The sequence below is a fragment of the Burkholderia sp. Ax-1719 genome (assembly GCF_011753055.1).
Lineage (GTDB): Bacteria > Pseudomonadota > Gammaproteobacteria > Burkholderiales > Burkholderiaceae > Paraburkholderia.
This window is the reverse complement of the sequence record NZ_VWWJ01000022.1, coordinates 67,891-88,639: the sequence shown is the minus strand read 5'-3', so window position 1 is coordinate 88,639 and position 20,749 is coordinate 67,891. Positions and strand designations below refer to the sequence as shown.

Below are 20,749 nucleotides of genomic sequence, written 5' to 3'. Positions count from 1 at the left end.
GCAAACCGCGTGCCCGACTTCGAATCACTATGGCTTTGACGCGTTAGAGGACTCGGCTTTCATATGAAGTTTGTTATACCGACGATAACGGCAACAAATATTTCCCCAATATTTGGCTCCTGAAGATGGCTCCCATCGCACGATGTTTGCCTCTTACGGAGAACCCATGAAAGCACCCAAGACGCGCGTCCGGCGCGCCTGCGCCACCGTCCTCACCGCCTTGTTCGCCGCCCTCACGAGCGGCATCGGTCACGCCGCCACACCGCCCGTGGGTGTCGCCTTCGTCTACCTGGGCAATCCCGGCGACGCCGGCTGGACCTACGCCCACGAACAGGGCGTGAAAGCCGTCGAAGCGCAATACGGCGACAAGATCAAGGTCACGCGCGTTGAAAACGTGCCCGAATCCGCCGATTCCGAGCGCGTGTTCCGCGACCTCGCCGCGAAAGGCAACAAGATCATCGTCGGATCGAGCTTTGGTTTTCAGGACTTCGAATTAAAGGTCGCCAAAGATTATCCGGATGCCGTCTTCATGCACGCAACCGGCTACAAGAAAGCGCCGAATTTCGCCACCTACGATGTACGCACCTATCAAAGTGCGTATCTCGCCGGTCTCGTGGCGGGCTACACGACGAAAACGAATACGCTGGGCTTCGTCGGCTCCGTGCCGGTGCCCGAAGTCGTACGCAATATCGACGCCTTTACGATGGGCGCGCGTTCGGTGAATCCGAACGCCAAGGTGAAGGTGCTGTGGATCAATAGCTGGTTCGATCCGGGCCGCGAAAAACAGGCTGCCGAAACGCTGATCGGCCAAGGCGCGGACGTGCTGATCCAGAACACCGATTCCACCGCCACGATGCAGACCGCCGAGCAGAAAAAGGTGCATGCCTTCGGCTGGGATTCGGACATGAAGAAGTTCGGCCCCAACGCGCAACTGGGCGCCTGCGTGAGCAACTGGGGCGTCTATTACTCGCATCTGGTCCAGCAGGTGATGGCAGGCACGTGGACCAATGCGCCGGTCTGGTGGGGCCTGAAGGAAAAGGCCATCGATCTCGCCGATATCAATACCGGCGCCGTTTCCCCCACCGCGCAAAAAGCGCTGGCCGCGAAGCGCGACGATATCGTCGCCGGCAAGTTCGACCCGTTCGCAGGCCCGATCAAGGATCAGGGCGGCACGATTCGTGTGGCGGCGGGAAAATCGCTGAGCGATGCGGATCTGCTGCGCCTGAACTGGTTCGTCGAGGGCGTAGACGGCACCGTGCCGAAATAAGCCTGAAAACAAGCGCTAAACATGACGACAAAGCGATTCATGCAGGAGACAGGCAATGAGCAGCAACACTCCCGCCGCCCCGCGTAGCGCACCTACGCACGAGCAGATCGTGCGTCACCTGCGCCGCGCGGCGGCCGTGGGCGAGCGCGCCGCCTCGTTCGGCCACCATCCGTTCGGAGCGATCCTGGTCGGCCCCGATCACGAAACCGTGCTGATCGAGCAAGGCAACGTGGATACCGTCAATCACGCGGAAGCCGTGCTCGCGCGTATCGCCGCGATGAATTTCAGCGCGGATTATCTGTGGGATTGCACGCTGTATACCTCAGTGGAACCGTGCTGCATGTGTGCGGGCACGGCCTACTGGGCCAATATCGGTCGCGTGGTATTCGGCATGACGGAGGAACGACTGCTGGAAGCGACCGGCAATCACGCGGAAAATCCCACGATGAGCGTGTCGTCGCGTTATGTATTCGATCACTGCCAGAAGCGTGTCGATCTGATCGGCCCCGTAGCCGATGTGGAGGACGACGTGATGCGCGTGCAGCGCGCGTTCTGGCAAACGCACGCCTGATGGTATGCGGCGCACGCCTTTCAGCGCGCGCCGCTTTTCAGTAATCAGATCTGCCGGGTAATCTAAGCCGCTGTTAAGCCGCTGCGGCGAGCGCCTGCGGCAGATGATTCTGCAGATAGGCTTCGAATTCGTCCTTCACCTCGGGGTGACGCAGCGCGAATTCCACCGTGGCCTTCAGATAGCCAATCTTGCTGCCGCAATCGAAACGCGTGCCCATGTAGCGGTAGGCCAGCACCTGCTCATCCGTGAGCAGCGATTGCAGTGCATCGGTGAGTTGCAGTTCGCCGCCTGCGCCCGGCTTGAGGGCGCGCAGATGGTCGAAAATCGTCGGCATCAGCACGTAACGGCCCACCACGCCCAGATTCGACGGCGCAACTTCCGGCGCGGGCTTTTCGACGATGCCGGAAAGCTTGAACACATCCTCTTCCCACTCGCGGCCATCGACGATGCCGTACGATGCGCTGTTTTCACGCGCGATGGATTCCACGCCCACCACCGAGCTGTGGTAGTGATTGAAGGTGTCCACCAGTTGCTTCATCACGGGCTTCGGGCTGTACAGCAGATCGTCGGCGAGAATCACGGCGAACGGGCTGCCCTGCACGAGCTTTTCCGCGCACAGCACGGCGTGGCCCAGACCCAGCGCTTCGGCCTGGCGCACGTAGAAACAATCGACATTAGCGGGCTTGATGCTGCGCACGACGTCGAGCAGCTTCTGTTTGTTGCGCGCTTCGAGTTCGGCTTCGATCTCATACGACTTGTCGAAATGATCTTCGATAGCGCGCTTGCTGCGGCCGGTCACGAAAATCATTTCGGTGATGCCGGCGGCGATCGCCTCTTCTACCGCGTATTGAATCAGCGGCTTATCGACGATCGGCAGCATTTCCTTGGGGCTGGCCTTGGTGGCGGGCAGAAAGCGCGTGCCGAGGCCAGCTACAGGAAATACCGCTTTGGTTACTTTTAGCATGATGTCCATTCCCAGTTCGATCGTTTGAGTAACGGTCTCGCAGCAAGGCAAGCCGGCGTCCCCGAGGGTTCTGTTGGGCAGTTTTTATATTGAATGCGTCGGCATCGTTGCGATTCGTACTGCTTTGTTTTACCGCATTTCCATTTCAGCAATAAAGAAATGGAAAAAATCCAGAATCTGAAACCGATGGCGCGGAGCAGGCAGAACAGCGGAAATTATTGCCATGCGCCCCGGATAATCGGCATGAATTTCCTGATCCGGATATCGATTGACTCACAACACATTTAGCCAATCGATTCGAAATAGCGGCGCAATGACAGCGTCATGTCCGCGCAGTCTACTCGACTTCATCGGCGGGCGGCAAGCGGCCCGCCTGCGTGCGCGAGCGCCGGATAGGCTCGTTGCGCAACGCCTCGCGATACGCCGACACCGCGACGAGTATCAATAGCACGGCAATGCCGGCCAGCAAATGCAGGTTCATCGAAATCTCCATCGACCATAGGCGATCCCCTTAAAACTAGCAGTTCAAATTGAACAAATAAATCGCTTTTGCGTTACAAGGTTTTATTTCCCTATTTCGATTCGATCAGCCGATTTTTGTCTTTCCGTCACCGCGTCACCCAATAAGCGCCGTGAATACTTTTTGAAAAACTTTTGCATAATTTCCTCGCGCGAGATCCCTATGATCGTGAACTAGCCTCCCCTCAGAGCCACGAACGCCATCCCGGCCTACATCACGCGACCTGTCAAGATGAGCGATCCCGCACTCGAAACTCTCCTGCCGCCTGCATCTGCCATGCCTGCCGCCGCGGCGCGGCCCGCAGCCATCGCCGGCGACCATCTGATCGATGCATTGCGCGGCTTTGCCGCCCTGCTGGTAGCGTATTTCCACTGCCGGCAGGTTACGTGGATCGGCATGGGCGCCTTTCATCAAATGCACGCCAGTCTGGCCAGCCCTGGCACGATCGCCGCGTGGCTCACGTTCCCGATTGCGTGGGGATCAGCGGGCGTGCCGATTTTTTTCGTCATCAGCGGCTATTGCATTCATCGAAGCGGCGCGTCACGTCTGCTTGCCAATCCTGACTACCGGCTCGACGCCGGCCAATTCTGGCTGCGCCGCCTCGTGCGGATCTATCCGGTGCTGCTCGCGGCGCTTGCGCTAACCTTCGTGGCCGATTCGATCAGCCTCACGATGACACCGGTGAGCCACAAGATTCTCGATATCGGCCCGCAGGCGTTCCTCGTCAATCTGTTTTCGCTGCAAGGCGTGGCCGGTAAGACTTACGGCTCGAATGGCGCGCTCTGGACGCTGTCGCTCGAAGTGCAGTTCTATCTGCTCTATCCGCTGCTGTTCGCGGTGCGCCGCCTCGTCGGCCTCAACGCGGTACTCGCAGGCGTGGCCGTGATCAACGTGGTTTCGGCGTTGACGCTCGCCCCGCACGACATTGTGTTCTTCACTTCGTACTGGTTCTCGTGGATGCTCGGCGCCTGGATCGCCGAAGCGCGTCTACGAGGCTACGAAGGTTTCCGCTTCGCCTATGTTGCCGCTGCGGTGTTCGCAGTGGCCGGTTGCGTCGCATTCCACTTTGGTCAGTACGGCGCGTTCCAGCTGTGGGCCTGCGCGTTTGCCTGCTACCTCGTCAAGGCGCTGTCGCGTCCGCTGGCATCGGGCGGCGTGCTCATGCCGATATTCTCGAAGCTCGGCGAATTCAGTTATTCGCTCTATCTGATCCATTTGCCGCTTTTCGTACTGCTTGGCTCCTGGCTGTTCCGCTCCGAACTGCAAACGTCGATCTGGGCTTCATTTGGCTTCACGCTTGCGGTATTGCCGGTTGCGTGGGTCTTCTATCGCCTGTTCGAGCGTCCCGCGCTCAACGTCGCGAGCCGCCTGCGCAAGCGCGCTGCTTGACGATCCGATATCCGAAAACAAGCGGGGCCGCCCATCTGGCGGCCCCGCTTGTTTACTGCTCACTGTCTTTATTGCCCTGCTTGTTCCCACTTCTCCCTGAGTCCTGCTTCGCGCGTGCCTAGCGAGCGCGCGTCACGACACCGTCCAGCACGCGTCCCACGGCTTCCACGTACTGCTCCTTGCCGAAGCGTTCACGCGCGACCGCCAGACCGTTGCGCGCCAGACGCTCACGCAAGGCTTCGTCGTCCTGCAGCGCTGAGATCGTCCCGGCCAGCGCCACGGCGTCGCCCGGCGTGCACAGCAGCCCGGTCTTGCCGTGTTCGACGATCTCCTTCACGCCGCCATCGCGCGAAGCCACTACCGGACGTTGCGCCATCATCCCTTCCACCACCACGCGGCCGAACGGCTCCGGCGTGATCGAGGTGTGGGCGATCACATCCATCGCACGCATACAAGCCGCAATATCGTGACGGAAACCCAGGAAATGCACGCGCTCCTGCAACTCGTGCTTGACGACGAAATCGCGCAGTTCCTGCGCATAGTCGTCCTCGCCGAACAGCGGCGCGCCCACGAACACGGCATGCGCGCGCGGCTCGTGCAACAGCGCTTCGAGCAACACATGCTGGCCTTTCCAGCGCGCGAGGCGGCTGAATGCGCCCACCAGAAACGCACGTTGCGGCAGACCGATCTGCGCACGCAACTGATCCTTCGGCACGCGTGCGAGCGCACGGAACGGTGATTCGTCCACGCCGTTGTGCACCACGTCGATCTTGTCTGAATCGAACTTGGTCAGATCGGCGAACACCTGCGCCGAAGCGTGTGAATTGGCAATCACGTGCGCGAGACCCAGCTTCGCGCAACCCTTGATGATCGCGCGCTGCACACGCCCAAAATGCTCGTCGCTGACGATATCGCGCAGATGCCAGACCACCGGCTTGCGCGCGAGCTTGCCGGCCAACACGCCGATCACCATCGCGCGCTGCGTGTTGGCATAGAGCACGTCCGCCTCGCGCGCACGGCGGCGCGTCTCGCGCACCAGCGCGGCCACGCCAGCCAGCACGCCGAATTTAGGCACTGCACCGGCGTCACGACGCACGTTGCGTAGCGCACCCGAATCCACCACGTCCACGCGCGCTCCCGCAGCGTCGAGCGCTTCACGGAACGGACCATCGTTGAACAGCAGCACTTCGATGCGTGCCCGCAGACCCTTCACCACTTCGAGCAGCGACAACTCCGCGCCGCCCAGCACGCCGCTCTGGTCGATCGCCAGCACACGCGGCGCGCTTTCCAGTGCAGTGGCATCGATCGCCTCCTGCATGCGCTGAGGATCCCGATAAGCCGGACCTGCTGCTGCAATGGCCGGGACCGCACGCGCCACGCGCGCAAAGAATTGATCGCGGAAATGCGCGGAAGAAAAGCGCTCGGCATTCGCGCGGCAATCCTCCGCGCGAAAACGCTTGGGATCGCGCTCGAAGGTTTCCACCGCAGCAATGATCGCCTCCGCGCGCTGCTCTTCGAAGAACAGGCCGGTGGGACGCGAACCCGTATCGCGCACGGTTTCGAGCGCACCGCCCTTGCCGTAGGCAATCACGGGCGTACCGCACGCCTGGGCCTCCACCACCGAAATGCCGAAGTCCTCTTCCGCCGCGAACACAAACGCCTTCGCGCGGCGCATGCGATCGTGCAGCACCGAAAATGGCTGATAACCCATCACCTCGACGTTCGGGCCAGCCTTCGCACGCACCTTCTGCATATCCGGACCATCGCCGATCACAACCAGGCGCTTATCCGGCATGCGCGAAAACGCCTCGACAATCAGATCGATCTTCTTGTACGGCACCAGTCGCGAAGCGGTCAGATAAAAATCTTCCTTGCGCGTTTCGAGTTCGAACGAATCGACGTCGACCGGCGGATACACCACTTCCGCATCGCGCTGATAGACCTTGTGGATGCGTCGCGCGATGAATTCGGAATTCGCCACGAACTGATCGACAGAATTCGCGGTGCGCACATCCCAATTGCGGATGTAATGGAGAATCAGCCGCGCGAGCATCGACTTCGGTCCGCGCGTGAGATGCGACTCCTGCAGATACTGATGCTGGAGATCCCACGCGTAACGAATCGGCGAGTGCACGTAACTGATGTGATATTGATCCGGCCCGGTGAGCACGCCCTTCGCGACGGCGTGCGAACTGGAAATGACCACATCGTAGCCCGATACGTCGAGCTGCTCGATGGCCAGTGGCATAAACGGCAGATACGCGCGATATTTAGTGCGCGCCTTCGGCAAGCGCTGGATAAACGAGGTCGTTGCGCGCTTGCCGCGCAGGAACTTGCGGTCCTTGTCGTCGACGAAATCGACCACGGAGAACAGGTCCGCGTCCGGAAAGCAGTCGATGATCTGCTCCAGCACGCGCTCGGCGCCCGCATAGGTGACGAGCCAGTCGTGCACGATGGCGACGCGCGGCTGACGTCGCGCTTCGCGCTCGACCTCCGGTGTGCCCTTGCCAGCCGTGGTGTTCACGGCGCGCAATTCGCCGCGCGCGGTGGACGTATTTTCGCGCCGTTGCAGCGGCACGGCGGCGCGTTCGGACGACGCCGCTTCGTCGATCAATTCGTGACTCATGCGCTTTTCCGTGAATTTAGTCGAAACAGAAGGGAACGGGCATAACCACGCAGGACTGGCGTGGTGGCCACCGACCAGACGCAGTTGGCGAGGGCCAGGACAACGCCCGCGCCGATCGCATACCACGCGTCCGGCAGCCACCACGCAATTGCCAGCGCGGTAGCCAGAAAACTCAGGTGTGCAAACATATCGACGACGATCGCGCGACTATGAATGCGCGACAGCCAGAGCAGAACCACGTAGTCGAACAGCGAGCGCAACAGCACCGCTGCCGCCGCACCCGGCAGGCCAAAGCGGTCGATTCCCAGCCACAGCAGCCCCGCGAACAGCGGCAGCTCGATCAGGCCCACGCGCGCGGCGGCGGCGGGATTGTTTTGCGACTGGATCAGGATGCGCGTCACACCGGCCTGCCCGATCAGCCACACGGCAACGATCAGGAAGCGCCCAACGGGCGCGCCATGCCCGGCGATCTCCGGGCCCACCCACACCTTCAGGAAAGGCTCCAGCACCACAATTGCGCCAATCGCCACCGGAGTGAATACGGCATTGAGGAATTGCAGCGACTGTGCCGCGATCTCGTCCGCATGCTCGCGGCGCAGTGCCGAAAGACGTGGGAACAATGTGCGCACCAGTGCGTTCGGCACCATATTCAGACGCGTAACCAGGTTCTGCGGCACCGTGTAATAAGTCACGAAACGCGCGCCCAGGCCCGCGCCCAGCATCATGCGATCGAGCGAATCGGCCACCATCGTCGTGATGCTCGCGATCAGCATCCAGCCACCGAAATTGAACAACGCCTTCGAGGTATCGAAGCGCGGCCCACGGATATGGCGAATGCCCAGCACGCGCAACGCGGAGCGGCCCAGCAGCAGGCCTGCGAACAGGCGTGCAAGCACGGCAGCGGCCAGCACCGTTTGCAGATTCGGCGCGATGGCCCACGCCGCCCCCAGCGGCAATAGCTGGAACAGAAAGGTGCCGAGCGTCTGATTGGTGTTGTAAATGCCAAAGCGCTCCGCGCCGTTGATCGCACCGGCAAACACCCACGACACATTGGCAATGGGAATCGCAATCGCCAGCCACGGCAGCGCGAGATACACCTCATGGCGCAATTCAGGCGTGACGTGCGTGAAATACGCCGTATACAGCGCACCGCCCGTGTAGATCAGCAAGCCGCCAATCGCGCCGGTCGTGAAGTTGAGCCAGAACGCGCTCCAGAACACGCGCTCGCAGGCCTCACTGTCTTTTGATGCGTAGGCCTTCGAAATATGATTCTGCGCGGCCATGCTCATGCCCAGATCGAGCACGCTGAAATAACCAATCAGCGTCCACACGAGCGCGATCACGCCATACCGTTCGACGCCGAGCATCTTGATGTACGTCGGCACCGTGACCAACGACACGAAGGTCGGCAGCACGAGTCCAAACAGATTGATCGCGACGTTGCGTAATAAGCCTTTATCCATGCGGTTTCCTGTAGCGTGCGGTTGCGGGCTAGAGCAGCGTCAAGCCGGCTTCCAGCGGTACATGAGCACCTTGCCGCGTGCGTCTTCCTCGACGAAGATCAGGTATTCGCCGTTGGACTGGCGATGCGCCGTAATGCCGAACGGCACGTCGACCCAGCCCGAGGTATTGCCCACTTCCGCGCCGGGACCAAAGGTACCGATCTCCTTCGCGGAATCCTTGTCATACACGTGGACACCGCCTGCGGGCTCCACGACGAAGATGTAGCGCTCTTCCACGGTCAGCCCTGCAGGCGTGACCGGCGGTTTCGCCTTCGGGTCCCACGGCAGGCGCAGCATGTAGCGCTGCTCCGGATGGCCGCTCGACCATTTGTCGTAGCGCACCAGCACGCGGCCGGCCTCTTTCCAGAAACCGGGATCGTGTGGCGCATCGGCTGTATAGCCCGTCACGTAAAGCGTGTCGGTTTCCGGCTCGTAGATCGCGCGGTGGACTTCGGTGAAGGGCGCGGGAATGTCGTACTTGTCCAGCTTGTCGTAGCTGTAGATCGGGTTGCCCTTGGCGTCGAGCCCGCCAAAGCGCCAGCGCCAGATGCCCTTTTCGTCGCGCGCACGCCAGATGTCGCCGCGCGTGTCGATCCACCAGCCCCATCCACCGCCCAGCTTTTCTCGGCCCGGGTTGCGCGTGAATTCGTCGCTGTCGAACGCGCCATTGCCGTTGGTATCGCGCCAGATCCAGTCACCGCCCGGCGGCGCGTTCGGCACATGCAGAACGGGTCGCTCGCGCCCCGCGAGGAAGCCCGAGGGAATCGCCACCTCGCCGTCACGCTGCGCATCGAAGCGATAAATCTTGAGGTGGTCCGCGTACATGTCCGTGAGGAACAGGAACGTGTGACCGTTCAAGGAACGCGCGGTCGGCAGACCGGGCCATTGGTCAGTATGGAAAACGGGATCGTCCGGATACTTGAATCGATTCGAGAGGAATCCTGCGTACTTCCAGTCCTGGCCGGGCGGCTTTGACAGATCGAGTTCGAAGCGCTTGTTGCCCGTATAGACGCTATTGGGCCGCGCCGGGTCCATCCACGCGCCATCCACGAACAGCAGCCCTTCCAGGTTCCACAGGCGCTTTCCGGCAGGCGTATAGCTTTCGAGCGTAGCGCCCAGACCCGCGCCGATTGTGTCGTGATGCGGCCCAATACCGTTGGTCGACACGTAAATATTGCCCTTCGCGTCCGTACCCACGCCGGTCAGGCCATTGAAACGTCCCGGGCCGGGACGCCCCGGCACGCCCGAAAAAATGCCGCCGCGCTCGCCCAGCGTGCCGCTCTGCGTATAGGCCTTGCCACTGCGCGAATAGATCAGGATCTGCTGGCGCGGACCGTTATCCGCCACCAGAATGCGTTGTGAAGGATCGACCGCAAGATCGACAGCGATCGAATCAGCGGGAAGGTCGAAGGTTTCGACCAGCGGCTTGCCATCGGCGGAATAATGCGCGACACGCGGCGCGTGATCGGTCGCGGTGCCGGTCAGCACCCAGAGCGAGCCGTCACCGGCAATCGCAATGCGACCGGGCTCGTGCACGTCGAATTGCGACTTGCGCTGCATCGAGTTGGCATCGTAGACCTCAATGCGGTTCATCGCCGTATTGCTCACATAGAGCAGCGAATCGCTCGCCGCGAGACCGCCGATACCCGGTTGCGTACCGGTCGGCACATCGGCGATCTTCAGGAATGCGCCCGCAAGCTGCGCGTGCGGATTAAGCGGCTGAGGCGACGCCTGGAAGGCCGCTGCGCGCTTAGGCTCATCAAGCGGCCTGCGCGTGATGCCAAACCACTGGCGGCCCTTATCCGGCCAGATGCCGCCGCCCACCAGATGGCCCTTCTCATTGCCGACGCCCACCGCCGCATACAGGTAGCGGTGATTCACGGCCACGGCATTCCCACCCTGCCCGCCCCAACCATGCGTACCGCCGGCAAAGCCGAGTGCCTTGCCGTCCTGATATGCGCTGATTTCGCCGCCGCTTTCGTCCCACGGCGCGTCCGTATACACCTTGCCTTCCGGCGTAACGGCAATCGCGGTGACGTTGATCTGCATCCACGTCCCCTGCCCGTAACCATAGGTGTTACCGATCCACGAGGACGTCACATTGAGTTGCGGCGCGGCAATCGTCTGCACCGACGAGGTACAGGCGAACGCGCCCAGCGCGGCGAACGCCAGCGCCCTGCGCATACGGCGGTCGGGAATCGGAAACGGCAAGGCAATTCCTCCGTGGTGACGGCAATCTGGCTGGATCATGCCGCACATTCACGAAGAAAAATGACCCCACAAAATCCGAAAATAATTCAAAAAAATTCAATGATTTTTGATGTCTTTTGAACGACTTACAACTTAAATGCGAAATAAATGGCGCAGCGCAGCAACCGCCCGTTCCGCATGGGAAAGCGTTGTTCACAGCCACTTCGCAACGGAAAGATTTTCCGGCCTGATTCTGTGATTCGCCGAAATTACCGAATGAAAAACCATTCGATTTTCAAATTCACATATCGATATATTTCGATTTTTTGACCGCGTTTTTGCCCATTAAATTCTTTCTAAAATCAATCGGACTGTGCATGCATGCAAACCACCGGATAACCGATGACCGTTAACAGCCTCGCCAGCTCACCGCCACAACACACGCAACACGCTCACCGTATCGTCCAGCTCGACGGCATGCGGGCGATCGCCGTGCTCGCCGTATTCGCGCAGCACGCCTTGCGCGCGCCGCTCTGGATGGGCGTCGATCTGTTCTTCGTGCTGAGCGGCTTTCTGATCACCGGCATCCTGATGGAGCGCAAGTCGCGCGGGCAGTCGTATTTCAGCTACTTCTATGCGCGCCGAGTGCGCCGCATCCTGCCGCCGTACATTTTGCTGATGATTGTTTCATCGCTGCTGTTCGGTCTGGGATGGGCGCATTACTGGCCGTGGTATGCGTTTTTCGCCACCAATATCGGCGACGCGCTCGGCCAGAGCGGACATGACAGTCTCAACATTCTCTGGTCGCTCGCGGTTGAAGAGCAGTTCTATATCTTCTGGCCCTTCGTCGTGTTGTTGCTGCCGCAACGTTGGCTGGCCGTGGTGGCCGCGTCGCTGATTTTCATCGTGCCCGTGCTGCGCGCCATCGCCACGCCCTGGTTCGCCACTTACTGGCCGATTTACTACCTCACGCCGTTTCGCATGGATCTGCTCGCGGCAGGCGCCCTGCTCGCGGTGCTGGTGCGACGCGACCGCAATGCGCTCGAACCGTTCAAACTACCGGCGGCGATTTTGTTCTTTGCAGCGCTCGCCGTGCTGGCCTGGTTGCATCTGCACTACCCACGTTTCCGAGGCATGAACACGCCGCTGTCGAATGCGCTGCTCTATAGCGTGTCGCTCGTGCTGTGCACCTCCGCGGTCGTATTCGCGCTGCAATCGAAAGGCATCGTCAAACGCGTGCTTAGTCATCCGGTGCTCGTTTATATCGGCACCATCAGCTACACGATCTACCTGATTCACCTCACGATTCTCTACGCGGTGTGGCCCCTCCACTACAGCCGCCCGGTGAGCGCCGCTATCGCGCTCGCCATCACGCTCGTCTATGCAAGCGCGAGCTGGTTCCTGTTCGAAAAGCGCCTTACGCGCGGCCCTGCCCGTCGCGATGCGATCGCTGTTTCCCCTGTAAGAAGCAGCGTGAACGCCACCAGCTCGCAGTCCTGAAAGACCGATTCCACCTTATGTTCGCACCTTCAAAGGCACAACCATGAACGAACGACGCAAAGCGATCATCACCGGCGTATCCGGCCAGGACGGCGCGTATCTGACCAAACTGCTGCTCGACAAGGGCTACCAGGTAATCGGCACCTACCGCCGCACCAGTTCGGTCAACTTCTGGCGCATGAACGAACTGGGCGTCACCGATCATCCGTCGCTCGAACTCGTCGAACACGATCTCACCGATGCCGGCTCGACGATTCGCCTGCTCGAACGCGCCCAGGCCGGCGAAATCTACAACCTCGCCGCGCAAAGCTTCGTGGGCGTTTCATTCGATCAGCCCGTCACCACGGCCGAAGTCACCGGCATCGGCGCGCTCAATCTGCTCGAAGCGATTCGCGTGATCAATCCGCGTACGCGTTTCTATCAGGCGTCCACGTCCGAAATGTTCGGCAAGGTGCAGGCCGTGCCGCAACGCGAAGACACGCCCTTTTATCCGCGCAGCCCATACGGTATCGCCAAGCTGTTCGCGCACTGGTCGACCATCAATTACCGCGAGTCCTACGATATCTTCGCGACCAGCGGCATTCTCTTCAATCACGAATCGCCGCTGCGCGGACGTGAATTCGTCACGCGCAAAATTACCGATGCCGTCGCCAAAATCAAGCTCGGCAAGCAAAGCGTGCTGGAACTCGGCAATCTGGACGCAAAGCGCGACTGGGGTTACGCTTCGGAATACGTCGAAGGCATGTGGCGCATGCTGCAGGCCAACGATCCGGATACCTATGTCCTCGCGACTGGCCGTACCGAAACCGTGCGCGATTTCGTGACGATGGCCTTCGCCGCCGCCGGTTACCAGCTCGAATGGTCGGGCCGCGCCGAACGCGAAACGGGCGTGGATATCTCGACGGGCCGCACGCTGGTGCGCGTGAGCCCGCGTTTTTACCGCCCCGCCGAAGTCGAACTGCTGATCGGCAACGCCGACAAGGCGCGCAGCAAACTCGGCTGGGAACCGCAAACCTCGCTTGAACAGCTCTGCCAGATGATGGTGACGGCAGACCTTGCACGCAACGAACGACATGACACGTTCTGATTCTTCCAGCGCGGCCTCGGCGCCGCGCGCGCTCATCACCGGCGTGAATGGCTTCACGGGCCGCTATATGGCGGCCCGCCTCGCTGCGGATGGCTACCAGGTCTGGGGCACCGTGCGCGCGGGTGAAGCCGACAACATCGGCGATCTGCCGGGTAACGCCACGCCGCTCGCCGCCGATCTGCTCGACCGCGAAGCGCTCGCGCACGCGGTGGAAACAGCGCGGCCCGACGTGGTGGTGCATCTCGCGGCAGTCGCCAATGTTGCCGATGACGATGTTGCGCGTACCTATGTCGTCAATGTGGTCGGCACGCGCAATCTGCTGGACACGCTCGCGCAACAGCGCCATGTGCCGCGCGCAGTGCTGGTCGCCAGCAGCGCGAACGTCTATGGCAACGTCACGCCAGGCGTGATCGACGAGACGGTTGCGCCGCAACCCGCCAACGATTACGCCGTGAGCAAGCTCGCGATGGAATATGTGGCGAAGCGCTGGAACGCGCAATTGCCGCTTGTAATTGCGCGCCCGTTCAATTACACGGGCGTGGGCCAGAGCACCGATTTCCTGCTGCCCAAGATCGTCGAGCATTACGCACGCGGCGATCGCACGATTTCGCTCGGCAATATCGAGGTGAGCCGCGACTTTTCCGATGTACGCGATGTGGTCGATGCTTACGCAAAGCTCATTGAAGTCGCACCGCGCGGCAAGACTGTCAACGTCTGTTCGGGCATGGGGTGGACGCTCGGCGAATTGCTGGCGACGCTCTCGCGCATTGCAGGCTATGCCATCGAAGTGAAAGTCGATCCGCGTTTCGTGCGCGCCAACGAAGTGCGCCATCTCGTTGGCTCGAATGCGAAACTGCGCACTTTGGTAGGCGAAGGCGAGCGCACGTCGATTGAAGAAACGCTGCGCTGGATGTATGAGGAAGCACGCGAACGTCTGCGTCCTCTTTAAATCCTGCTTGCCTGTTTATTGAATCGCCGCCCGTTTGGGCGGCGATTTCATTTGAGCACGCGATTCGCGTTAGTGCGCGGCAATGGCTTCGGCGTAAACATCGGCCACGCGACGCGCGATCACGGCGTTATCGAAATGCTCGCGTGCGTAGGCCTTGCATGCCTCTTCATCGGGCAGCTTGATACGGCCCGAGAGCGCCGCATCGATGCCTTCGGCAATGGCCGCCGCGCCGGTTTCCGGCAACACCAGATCCGGCGAGAGACCGGCTACTGCTTCGGGCAGACCGCCCACGGGCGTGACCAGCACCGGCGTCCCCGCGGAAAGCGACTCCACCGTAATAAGGCCGAAACCTTCGAGCGCCACGGTCGGCACCACGCTCAGCGTAGCGGCGCGATAAAGCGAAGGCAGATGCGCGTCAGGCACGAAGCCCAACAGCTTGACGTTATCGGTGAGATCGGCTGCATCGATACGCTGCTGCAATTCCGCCTCCAGGCGGCCACGGCCTGCGATCAGCAACAGAATGTCCGGGTGACGCTGCTTGACCTGCTTCACTGCATCGATCAGATCTTCCAGACCCATGCGGCGCACGAGGCGACGTACCGCCAGTACGATCGGGCGATTCTGCGGCAATTGCAGACGCAGACGCGCCTCGCCTTGCGAGCAGGCCGGATCGAAATGCGCCGTATCCACGCAACCCGGCACGATGCGCACGCGCTCGGGCGAGATCGCGTAGCGCTTCGTCAGAATATCGCCGAAGGCCTTCGACAACACGATCAGTCGCGACGATCGTTCGTACACCGATTGTTCCAGCGAGTGCTTGATGCGCTGACTCAAGGTGGCCGCGCCTTCAACGAAACTCTCGTCGGCCCACGGTCCCTGGAAGTGCGAGACCTGCGGAATGCCGCGCGTGACGTCGAGGCCCGGGAAGGTATACAGCGCGAAATGCGACGAAATCACATCGGGGCGATGGCGGCGGATTTCGCTGCGCAAGGCGCGACGCGCGTCCATCAAGCGGAAAGGCAACGCACGTGCCGCCGAGCCGAAGCCCTGAATCGCGCCGCCGCTATCCTCCGCCACCTTGGGCGAACCAGCCACGACGCCGCGCACCTGCACGCCCGCGCCAGGCAGCGCGCCCACGAGCGAGTAATACATGCGATCGAGACCGCCAGCGCGCTCCGGGAACCAGTGCATGCCGATCTGTAGCGAATGGATGGAATGTTTCGTCATCGCGATTCCTTTTTATGCAACTTGTTATGCACCCGTGCGGGCGATAGAAGTATCAGGTTGTCTCTGCTCGCGGCAGAGGCTGGCCGCCCGAAAGCGGCGAGAGTGTGGACGCGTCGCTGCGCACTGTCGCGCCGGCTTCACCCGCCAGTTCGCGGTAAAGCGCGATGTATTGCTCCGCCATGCGCGCCCAGCCGAAACCGCAGGCCAGTTCCGCCGCGGCCTCGCCCATCGCAACACGGCGCGGCGTATCGTCGGCGAGTTGTTTGATTGCGCCTGCGAGCGCCGTGGCGTCATCCGGGTCTTCCAGCACGATGCCGCAATCGGGCGTGATGATTTCCGCGCCGCCTGCCGTGCGCGCCGTCACCACCGGCAATCCCGCCGCCATCGCTTCCAGAAGCGATAGGCTCATTGCTTCGTAGCGCGAAGGAAACACGTAGCTGTCGACGCTGCTCATCAGCACCGGCATCTCGCGCACGAGGCCGAGAAAGTGCACGCGCGAATCGATGCCCAGTTCGCGCGCCATCTCCGGATAGGGGCTGCCCGGCAGATAGCCGGCCACCGCCAGATGCACATGCTCGGGCAATTGTTTGAGCGCATGCAGAACGGTGCCTAGATTCTTGCGCGGCGTGCGTAGATCGCCTACGAACAGCAGCAGGAATTTATCGGCGGGTAGCTTGAACTTCGCGCGATCGGGCGTTGCACCGGAGAAGCCGCGCGTATCCACGCCGTTATAGATCACGTCCACGCGTTCGATCGGGTTGCCGCCGGAAGCAATGATCTCGTCCGCCACCTTGCGCGACACCGCTGCGATCACACGCGAGCGACGATATGCCCAGCGCTCCAGCACCGCGTTCGCACGCGTATAGATGAACTGGTAGGCAGACCACACGCCACGCGTAAGGCCAAACGGGTAATACTTGCTGCGCGCCCAGCCGCCGTGCACGAAGTGCGCGCTATTGACATCGGCTTGCGCCCACGTAATGAAGCCGTTGACGTGCAGCACGTCGTATTCACTGCGATGACTCTTGAGCCACAGCGCACTCTTGAGCGCGAACACCTGCTGACGCAACAGGTTGGTGGGCCAGAGCTTTGATGGTTGCACGCGCACCCATTTCACCTTGGGATGGACGAGCAGTTCGGGCGCGACATGCGAAGCCACCAGCGTGACTTCGAAACCTTCGTCGAGCGCCGCGCGCGCGATTTCATGGTTGACGCGCCCCTGGCCGTCGTTATGGCGCACCACATGCGTGACGATTGCGACTCTCAATCGGAGACCTCCGTAGTCGGGGTAGTGTCTGGAGTGATGGCGCTGGCCTGACGCCGCGTCATCCTGCGCCAATGCCCCGCGCTGAGAATGGAAAAAACACTGGAAAACAGCAGCAGACCGCCCGTGCCCACCAGCGAATTGGTGAACACCAGCATCGCGAAGATCGAGACCATCAGGCTCAGACATGCGCAGACGTAGCGGTCCTCGGGCATGCGCAGCGCCACGCGCACCGCGCGCGCGAGCAGCCACAGCACGCCCGACATGTACATCAGCGTGCCTGGCCAGCCGAGCACGAACGGAATGTTCATCACGCCGCTATCGAAACTGCCGTACTGGCCGAGCTGGCCGTTACTGCTGGACAGCTTGGTCGATGCGCCGGTTGCGCCCAGGCCCTCGCCCGTCACATCGGTGAAGGCGGTTTTGGCGAAATCGGCGTAAAACTGGTTACGCGCTTCGTAGCTCTGGTCGTCGCTCAGATTCACGAGCGTGTTCAGGCGTTGCTGCATGCGGTCGGCGACCGGTCCGAACGTCAGCAGCGGTACGCACACGCCCGCCAGCACGAAAGCGCTCACAATGATGCGCAGGCGCACCTTGTTGCTCGACTTCATCAGCTGGATCACCATGGCGATTGCCCAGCCGCCCCAGGTCGAACGCACCAGCGAAAGCGCGAACGAGAAGAAGCCGAATGCCGCCGCGATCCAGCGCACGCGATGCTTCGCGGCCATCACCAGCACCATCGCGCCCATCATGGCGAAGGCGAACGGCCCCGAAGAGTTCATCGTGCTGAACACGCGCACGCCGAGCGGAACGGGGTCGCCCTGCGAATTCATATCGGAGCCGATCATCCACATCGCGTCCCACGGCGGCATGATGAAAAACTGCACCAGACCATACGCGCCCATCACGAACATGCCGTAGATGAAGGTATTGACGATGGTGTCGCGGGTTTCCTCGTAATTGCGCGTGAGCACCATAATGTGGAATCCGATCAGCAGCGGATAGACCCAGTTCGCCAGATCGAACACGGCGGCGGCCGGCCCGTTGGCGACCACACCCACCACGAAGCCATAGCCGATGCCAAGCAAGGCGAGCAGCAGCGGCAGACCACGACGCTGCGCAAGCACGGGGTAATAGCGCAGCAGTGAGAGCCCGCTGATCATCGTCACCGCGAGCGGCGCGACCTGAATCAGGCTGGTGGGCGTAAAGCCGCCCTTGCCGTAATCGGCGAGACGGCGCACTTCGGGGCTCAGGAACCACAGCCACCACATGAAGCCGATATAGCGCACCGGATTCACAAAATAGAGCCACAGTCCCGTAGCGATGGCCAGTGCAGGAAACGCGAGCGTAAGCACCGAGCCCTGATGCGCGAGGATCAGGAGCCCGGTCAGCGTCCACAGCGCGATGACCGGCAGCGTATCGCGGCCCATCGCGCGACGCAGGCCCGATTTCGGCGCAGGCTGCGTCGCTGGCGCTGCAGCGGGACCGGGAGGCGGCATGGAGCCGGGAAAGGTGGACGGCGCACGCATGATCACATCCCGCGCGGCATCTGGCCGGTAGCGCTCGCCGCCATCGCTGCGGGCGTAGCGGGCTGCGTACGCGGATCGCGTTCGAGCAGCATTTCGCGCGTGAGTTGCGCGTGCTGGCGCGCGTAGTTCTCCGTAGTGAGATCGCGCGTGCTCAATTGCTCGCAGGCCTCGCGCGCCTGCGCCAGCGTGCGTGCGGGAGCTGCCACCAGCGCGTCAACAGCCTCGCGCAATTGCTGCGCGTTGAAAGGCTCGATATAGAACGCGGCTTTGTCGTCGAAATAATCGTCGAGCGCGCCCACTTTCGTGACGATCATCGGCTTGCCGAGCGCGGCCGCTTCCAGCATCACGGTGATGCCCGAAGCGTGCGTATTGGGGCGCAGCGGCACGACGATGATATCGGCCCAGTCATAGAGCGCATGCTGTTGCTGGATGCCGGATACGCGCACGATCTCCACGTTGGCAGCGCGCGCGGAGGCGGGCATGCGACGGCGCGTGGCGATACGCACCTCGTAGCGCGCATCGTCGCGCAAGGCAGCCACGAGCGTGGTCCAGTCGCGGTCGCGGTCGTTGCCGATGGCAGCCACACGCACGGGCGTATGCGGCTTCCAGTGCGAGGGCGGGCACAGCGGGAAATCGGTGGTATTCAGGCCGTAAAGCAGCGGCGTAGCCGCGCGGCCGAAAAACTGTTTGCAGAGCGCTGCGTTTTCACTCGCGAGCGTGGTGAGACGATCGGCCCGCGCGAGCAGCCGTTTGTAGAAGGCACGACGCAGGCCGCCATAGCCCGGCCAGCGGTCGAGCAACCAGACGCTTTGCGCGAGCAGCAGCGGACGCGCTCCGCCCTTTTTCGCCTGCATCAGCAGCACGAGCGCCACGGCCAGATGCTCCTGTTCCGTATGCGTCCAGATCACATCCGAATTGAGCATGGCTTCACGGTTACGCCATGCGTGAATGAAATCGAAACCAAGCGCCGCCTTGAGCGCACGGCGCACGAAACGCACCGGCTTGCCTTCGCGTGCGTCCTGCGCGTAATTCAGCGCGAATTCCGACGATTCCGCGTGATGATAGCCATACAGCGAGCCGATATTCTCGCCTTTACGATAGTGGCGCGGATCCGCGCCGTAAAACAGGTGCACGTGGACGTTCGTACTGCTCATTCGGGGTCCTCCGTAAATTCGTGTGCGCTCGCGTCGATCATTTCATCGACGCGCAAGCGAAAACTTCTGGCGATCTTTTTTACGCCATCGCGCGGCGCGCCTCACGCGCGCCGCCGCGTACCGCGCGCCAGCGCGCGAACGCCGCGCCTGCCGAGCCTGAGCGCACTGCGCTCAAACCCGTCAGCAACAAGCCTGGATAAACGCGCGTGCCCACCAGCGCCCACCACCACCAGGCGGTTTCTCGGTGCATTGGCGCAAGATGGCCGCGCAGGATCAGGTGGAAATTGAATGCGCCATTGCGGATCGAAGCGAGCGTCTGTGCGTTGCGCGGATCTTCTCCGGGGCGCGGTGCGGGATAGTGATCGACGGCCACGAGCGGGTCGTACACGAGCTTCCAGCCCGCACGCTTCACGCCCATGCTGAAGGCCATATCGTTGTGGGTCTGTGCGCCAGTGCCGCGCAAACGGCGGTCAAAACGCAGATCGCCGATCGCCGCGCGCCGGTAGCTCATATTCGCGCCTTTGAGCAGATCGACTTCACGCGCCTCGCCAACGCCCAGATGATGATTGCCGACGATGCGCCCGGTCCGCTGCACGCGACCCACCAGTTCACGCTCGCCGTCGAGAATGCGGCCTTCCTCATGCACCCAGTCGCGGCCACCCAGCGCGCCGAGTTTCGCATCTGACTCGAAATGCGCGGCGATGCGCGCCACCCAGTCGGCGCGCGGCGCAGCATCATCGTCGGTGATGGCGATCACGTCGCCCGTCGCCGCTTCCAGACCGCGATTGAGCGCAGCCACCTGACCCGGCTCTTCCACCGTCGCCACGTCCACGTTCAGCACGCGCGGCGTGACGTGTTCGGCGAGACAGGCATGCGTAATCGCATCGTCGGCACGCGCCACCACCACGATCTGGTCGGGTGCGCGCTGCTGGCACAGCAGCGCGGACAGACAACGCGCAAGATCCTCAGGACGCCGATACGTCGGCACGAGCACGGTCACTTTCATCGCG

At 61.8% G+C, this 20,749-nt stretch carries 16 protein-coding genes; 6 read left to right on the top strand and 10 right to left on the bottom strand.

Translation table 11 applies throughout. The features are described 5' to 3' along the window. Positions 1–166: 166 nt before the first annotated feature. Positions 167–1,267, top strand: coding sequence for a BMP family ABC transporter substrate-binding protein (locus F3J17_RS28335; RefSeq protein WP_167067082.1), 1,101 nt, complete (start codon positions 167–169; stop codon positions 1,265–1,267). A 55-nt stretch (positions 1,268–1,322) separates the two neighbouring features. Then, on the top strand, positions 1,323–1,838 hold the full coding sequence (locus F3J17_RS28330; RefSeq protein ID WP_167067079.1) for a nucleoside deaminase: 516 nt from the start codon (positions 1,323–1,325) through the stop codon (positions 1,836–1,838). 73 nt (positions 1,839–1,911) lie between these two features. On the opposite strand, the gene galU is transcribed toward F3J17_RS28330, so the two are convergent. Together galU and F3J17_RS28320 are read right to left on the bottom strand one after the other, a co-directional pair. Next, entirely contained in the window at positions 1,912–2,802 is an 891-nt protein-coding gene (galU, locus tag F3J17_RS28325; protein ID WP_167067076.1) for a UTP--glucose-1-phosphate uridylyltransferase GalU, read from the bottom strand. Positions 2,803–3,139: 337 nt separating this feature from the next. After that, entirely contained in the window at positions 3,140–3,283 is a 144-nt protein-coding gene (locus tag F3J17_RS28320) for a hypothetical protein (RefSeq protein WP_167067073.1), read from the bottom strand. A 315-nt stretch (positions 3,284–3,598) separates the two neighbouring features. Between F3J17_RS28320 and F3J17_RS28315 the strand changes: the two genes are divergently transcribed. Continuing rightward, on the top strand, positions 3,599–4,711 hold the full coding sequence (locus F3J17_RS28315) for an acyltransferase (protein ID WP_240161191.1): 1,113 nt from the start codon (positions 3,599–3,601) through the stop codon (positions 4,709–4,711). A 118-nt stretch (positions 4,712–4,829) separates the two neighbouring features. On the opposite strand, the gene F3J17_RS28310 is transcribed toward F3J17_RS28315, so the two are convergent. From F3J17_RS28310 to F3J17_RS28300, 3 genes are read right to left on the bottom strand one after another with little or no spacing between them, the layout of a single operon-like run. Continuing rightward, positions 4,830–7,337, bottom strand: coding sequence for a glycosyltransferase family 4 protein (locus F3J17_RS28310; protein WP_167067065.1), 2,508 nt, complete (start codon positions 7,335–7,337; stop codon positions 4,830–4,832). After that, positions 7,334–8,800 carry a flippase gene (locus tag F3J17_RS28305; RefSeq protein ID WP_167067062.1) on the bottom strand — a complete coding sequence of 489 codons (1,467 nt, stop codon included), beginning with the start codon at positions 8,798–8,800 and terminating at the stop codon, positions 7,334–7,336. Before F3J17_RS28305 ends, F3J17_RS28310 begins: the two co-directional genes overlap by 4 nt. A gap of 39 nt (positions 8,801–8,839) precedes the next feature. After that, positions 8,840–11,023: a hypothetical protein gene (locus F3J17_RS28300; RefSeq protein ID WP_167067220.1), complete on the bottom strand. Its 2,184-nt coding sequence runs from the start codon at positions 11,021–11,023 to the stop codon at positions 8,840–8,842. Between the two features lie 408 nt (positions 11,024–11,431). On the opposite strand from F3J17_RS28300, the gene F3J17_RS28295 reads away from it, so the two are divergent. Genes F3J17_RS28295 through F3J17_RS28285 form a run of 3 tightly spaced genes read left to right on the top strand, consistent with a single transcriptional unit; the run spans position 11,432 to position 14,565 of the window. Further along, positions 11,432–12,529 (top strand): acyltransferase, encoded by a 1,098-nt coding sequence (locus F3J17_RS28295; protein ID WP_167067059.1) that lies wholly within the window; start codon positions 11,432–11,434, stop codon positions 12,527–12,529. Between the two features lie 43 nt (positions 12,530–12,572). Beyond that, positions 12,573–13,616, top strand: a complete 1,044-nt coding sequence (gene gmd / locus F3J17_RS28290) for a GDP-mannose 4,6-dehydratase (protein ID WP_167067056.1) — start codon at positions 12,573–12,575, stop codon at positions 13,614–13,616. Then, positions 13,603–14,565, top strand: a complete 963-nt coding sequence (locus F3J17_RS28285) for a GDP-mannose 4,6-dehydratase (RefSeq protein WP_167067053.1) — start codon at positions 13,603–13,605, stop codon at positions 14,563–14,565. Before gmd ends, F3J17_RS28285 begins: the two co-directional genes overlap by 14 nt. A gap of 69 nt (positions 14,566–14,634) precedes the next feature. Here F3J17_RS28285 and F3J17_RS28280 read toward each other — a convergent pair whose 3' ends face one another. From F3J17_RS28280 to F3J17_RS28260, 5 genes are all read right to left on the bottom strand, one after another. Then, entirely contained in the window at positions 14,635–15,792 is a 1,158-nt protein-coding gene (locus F3J17_RS28280; RefSeq protein ID WP_167067050.1) for a glycosyltransferase family 4 protein, read from the bottom strand. A gap of 52 nt (positions 15,793–15,844) precedes the next feature. Continuing rightward, complete coding sequence (locus tag F3J17_RS28275) at positions 15,845–17,059, bottom strand: glycosyltransferase family 4 protein (RefSeq protein WP_167067047.1); 1,215 nt, start codon at positions 17,057–17,059, stop codon at positions 15,845–15,847. Beyond that, complete coding sequence (locus tag F3J17_RS28270) at positions 17,056–18,486, bottom strand: glucose-6-phosphate isomerase (protein ID WP_167067217.1); 1,431 nt, start codon at positions 18,484–18,486, stop codon at positions 17,056–17,058. The genes F3J17_RS28275 and F3J17_RS28270 overlap by 4 nt, the downstream gene beginning before the upstream one ends. A 101-nt stretch (positions 18,487–18,587) precedes the next feature. Then, entirely contained in the window at positions 18,588–19,739 is a 1,152-nt protein-coding gene (locus F3J17_RS28265) for a glycosyltransferase (protein WP_167067044.1), read from the bottom strand. A gap of 79 nt (positions 19,740–19,818) precedes the next feature. Further along, complete coding sequence (locus F3J17_RS28260; RefSeq protein ID WP_167067041.1) at positions 19,819–20,745, bottom strand: glycosyltransferase family 2 protein; 927 nt, start codon at positions 20,743–20,745, stop codon at positions 19,819–19,821. Between the last annotated feature and the right edge of the window lie 4 nt (positions 20,746–20,749).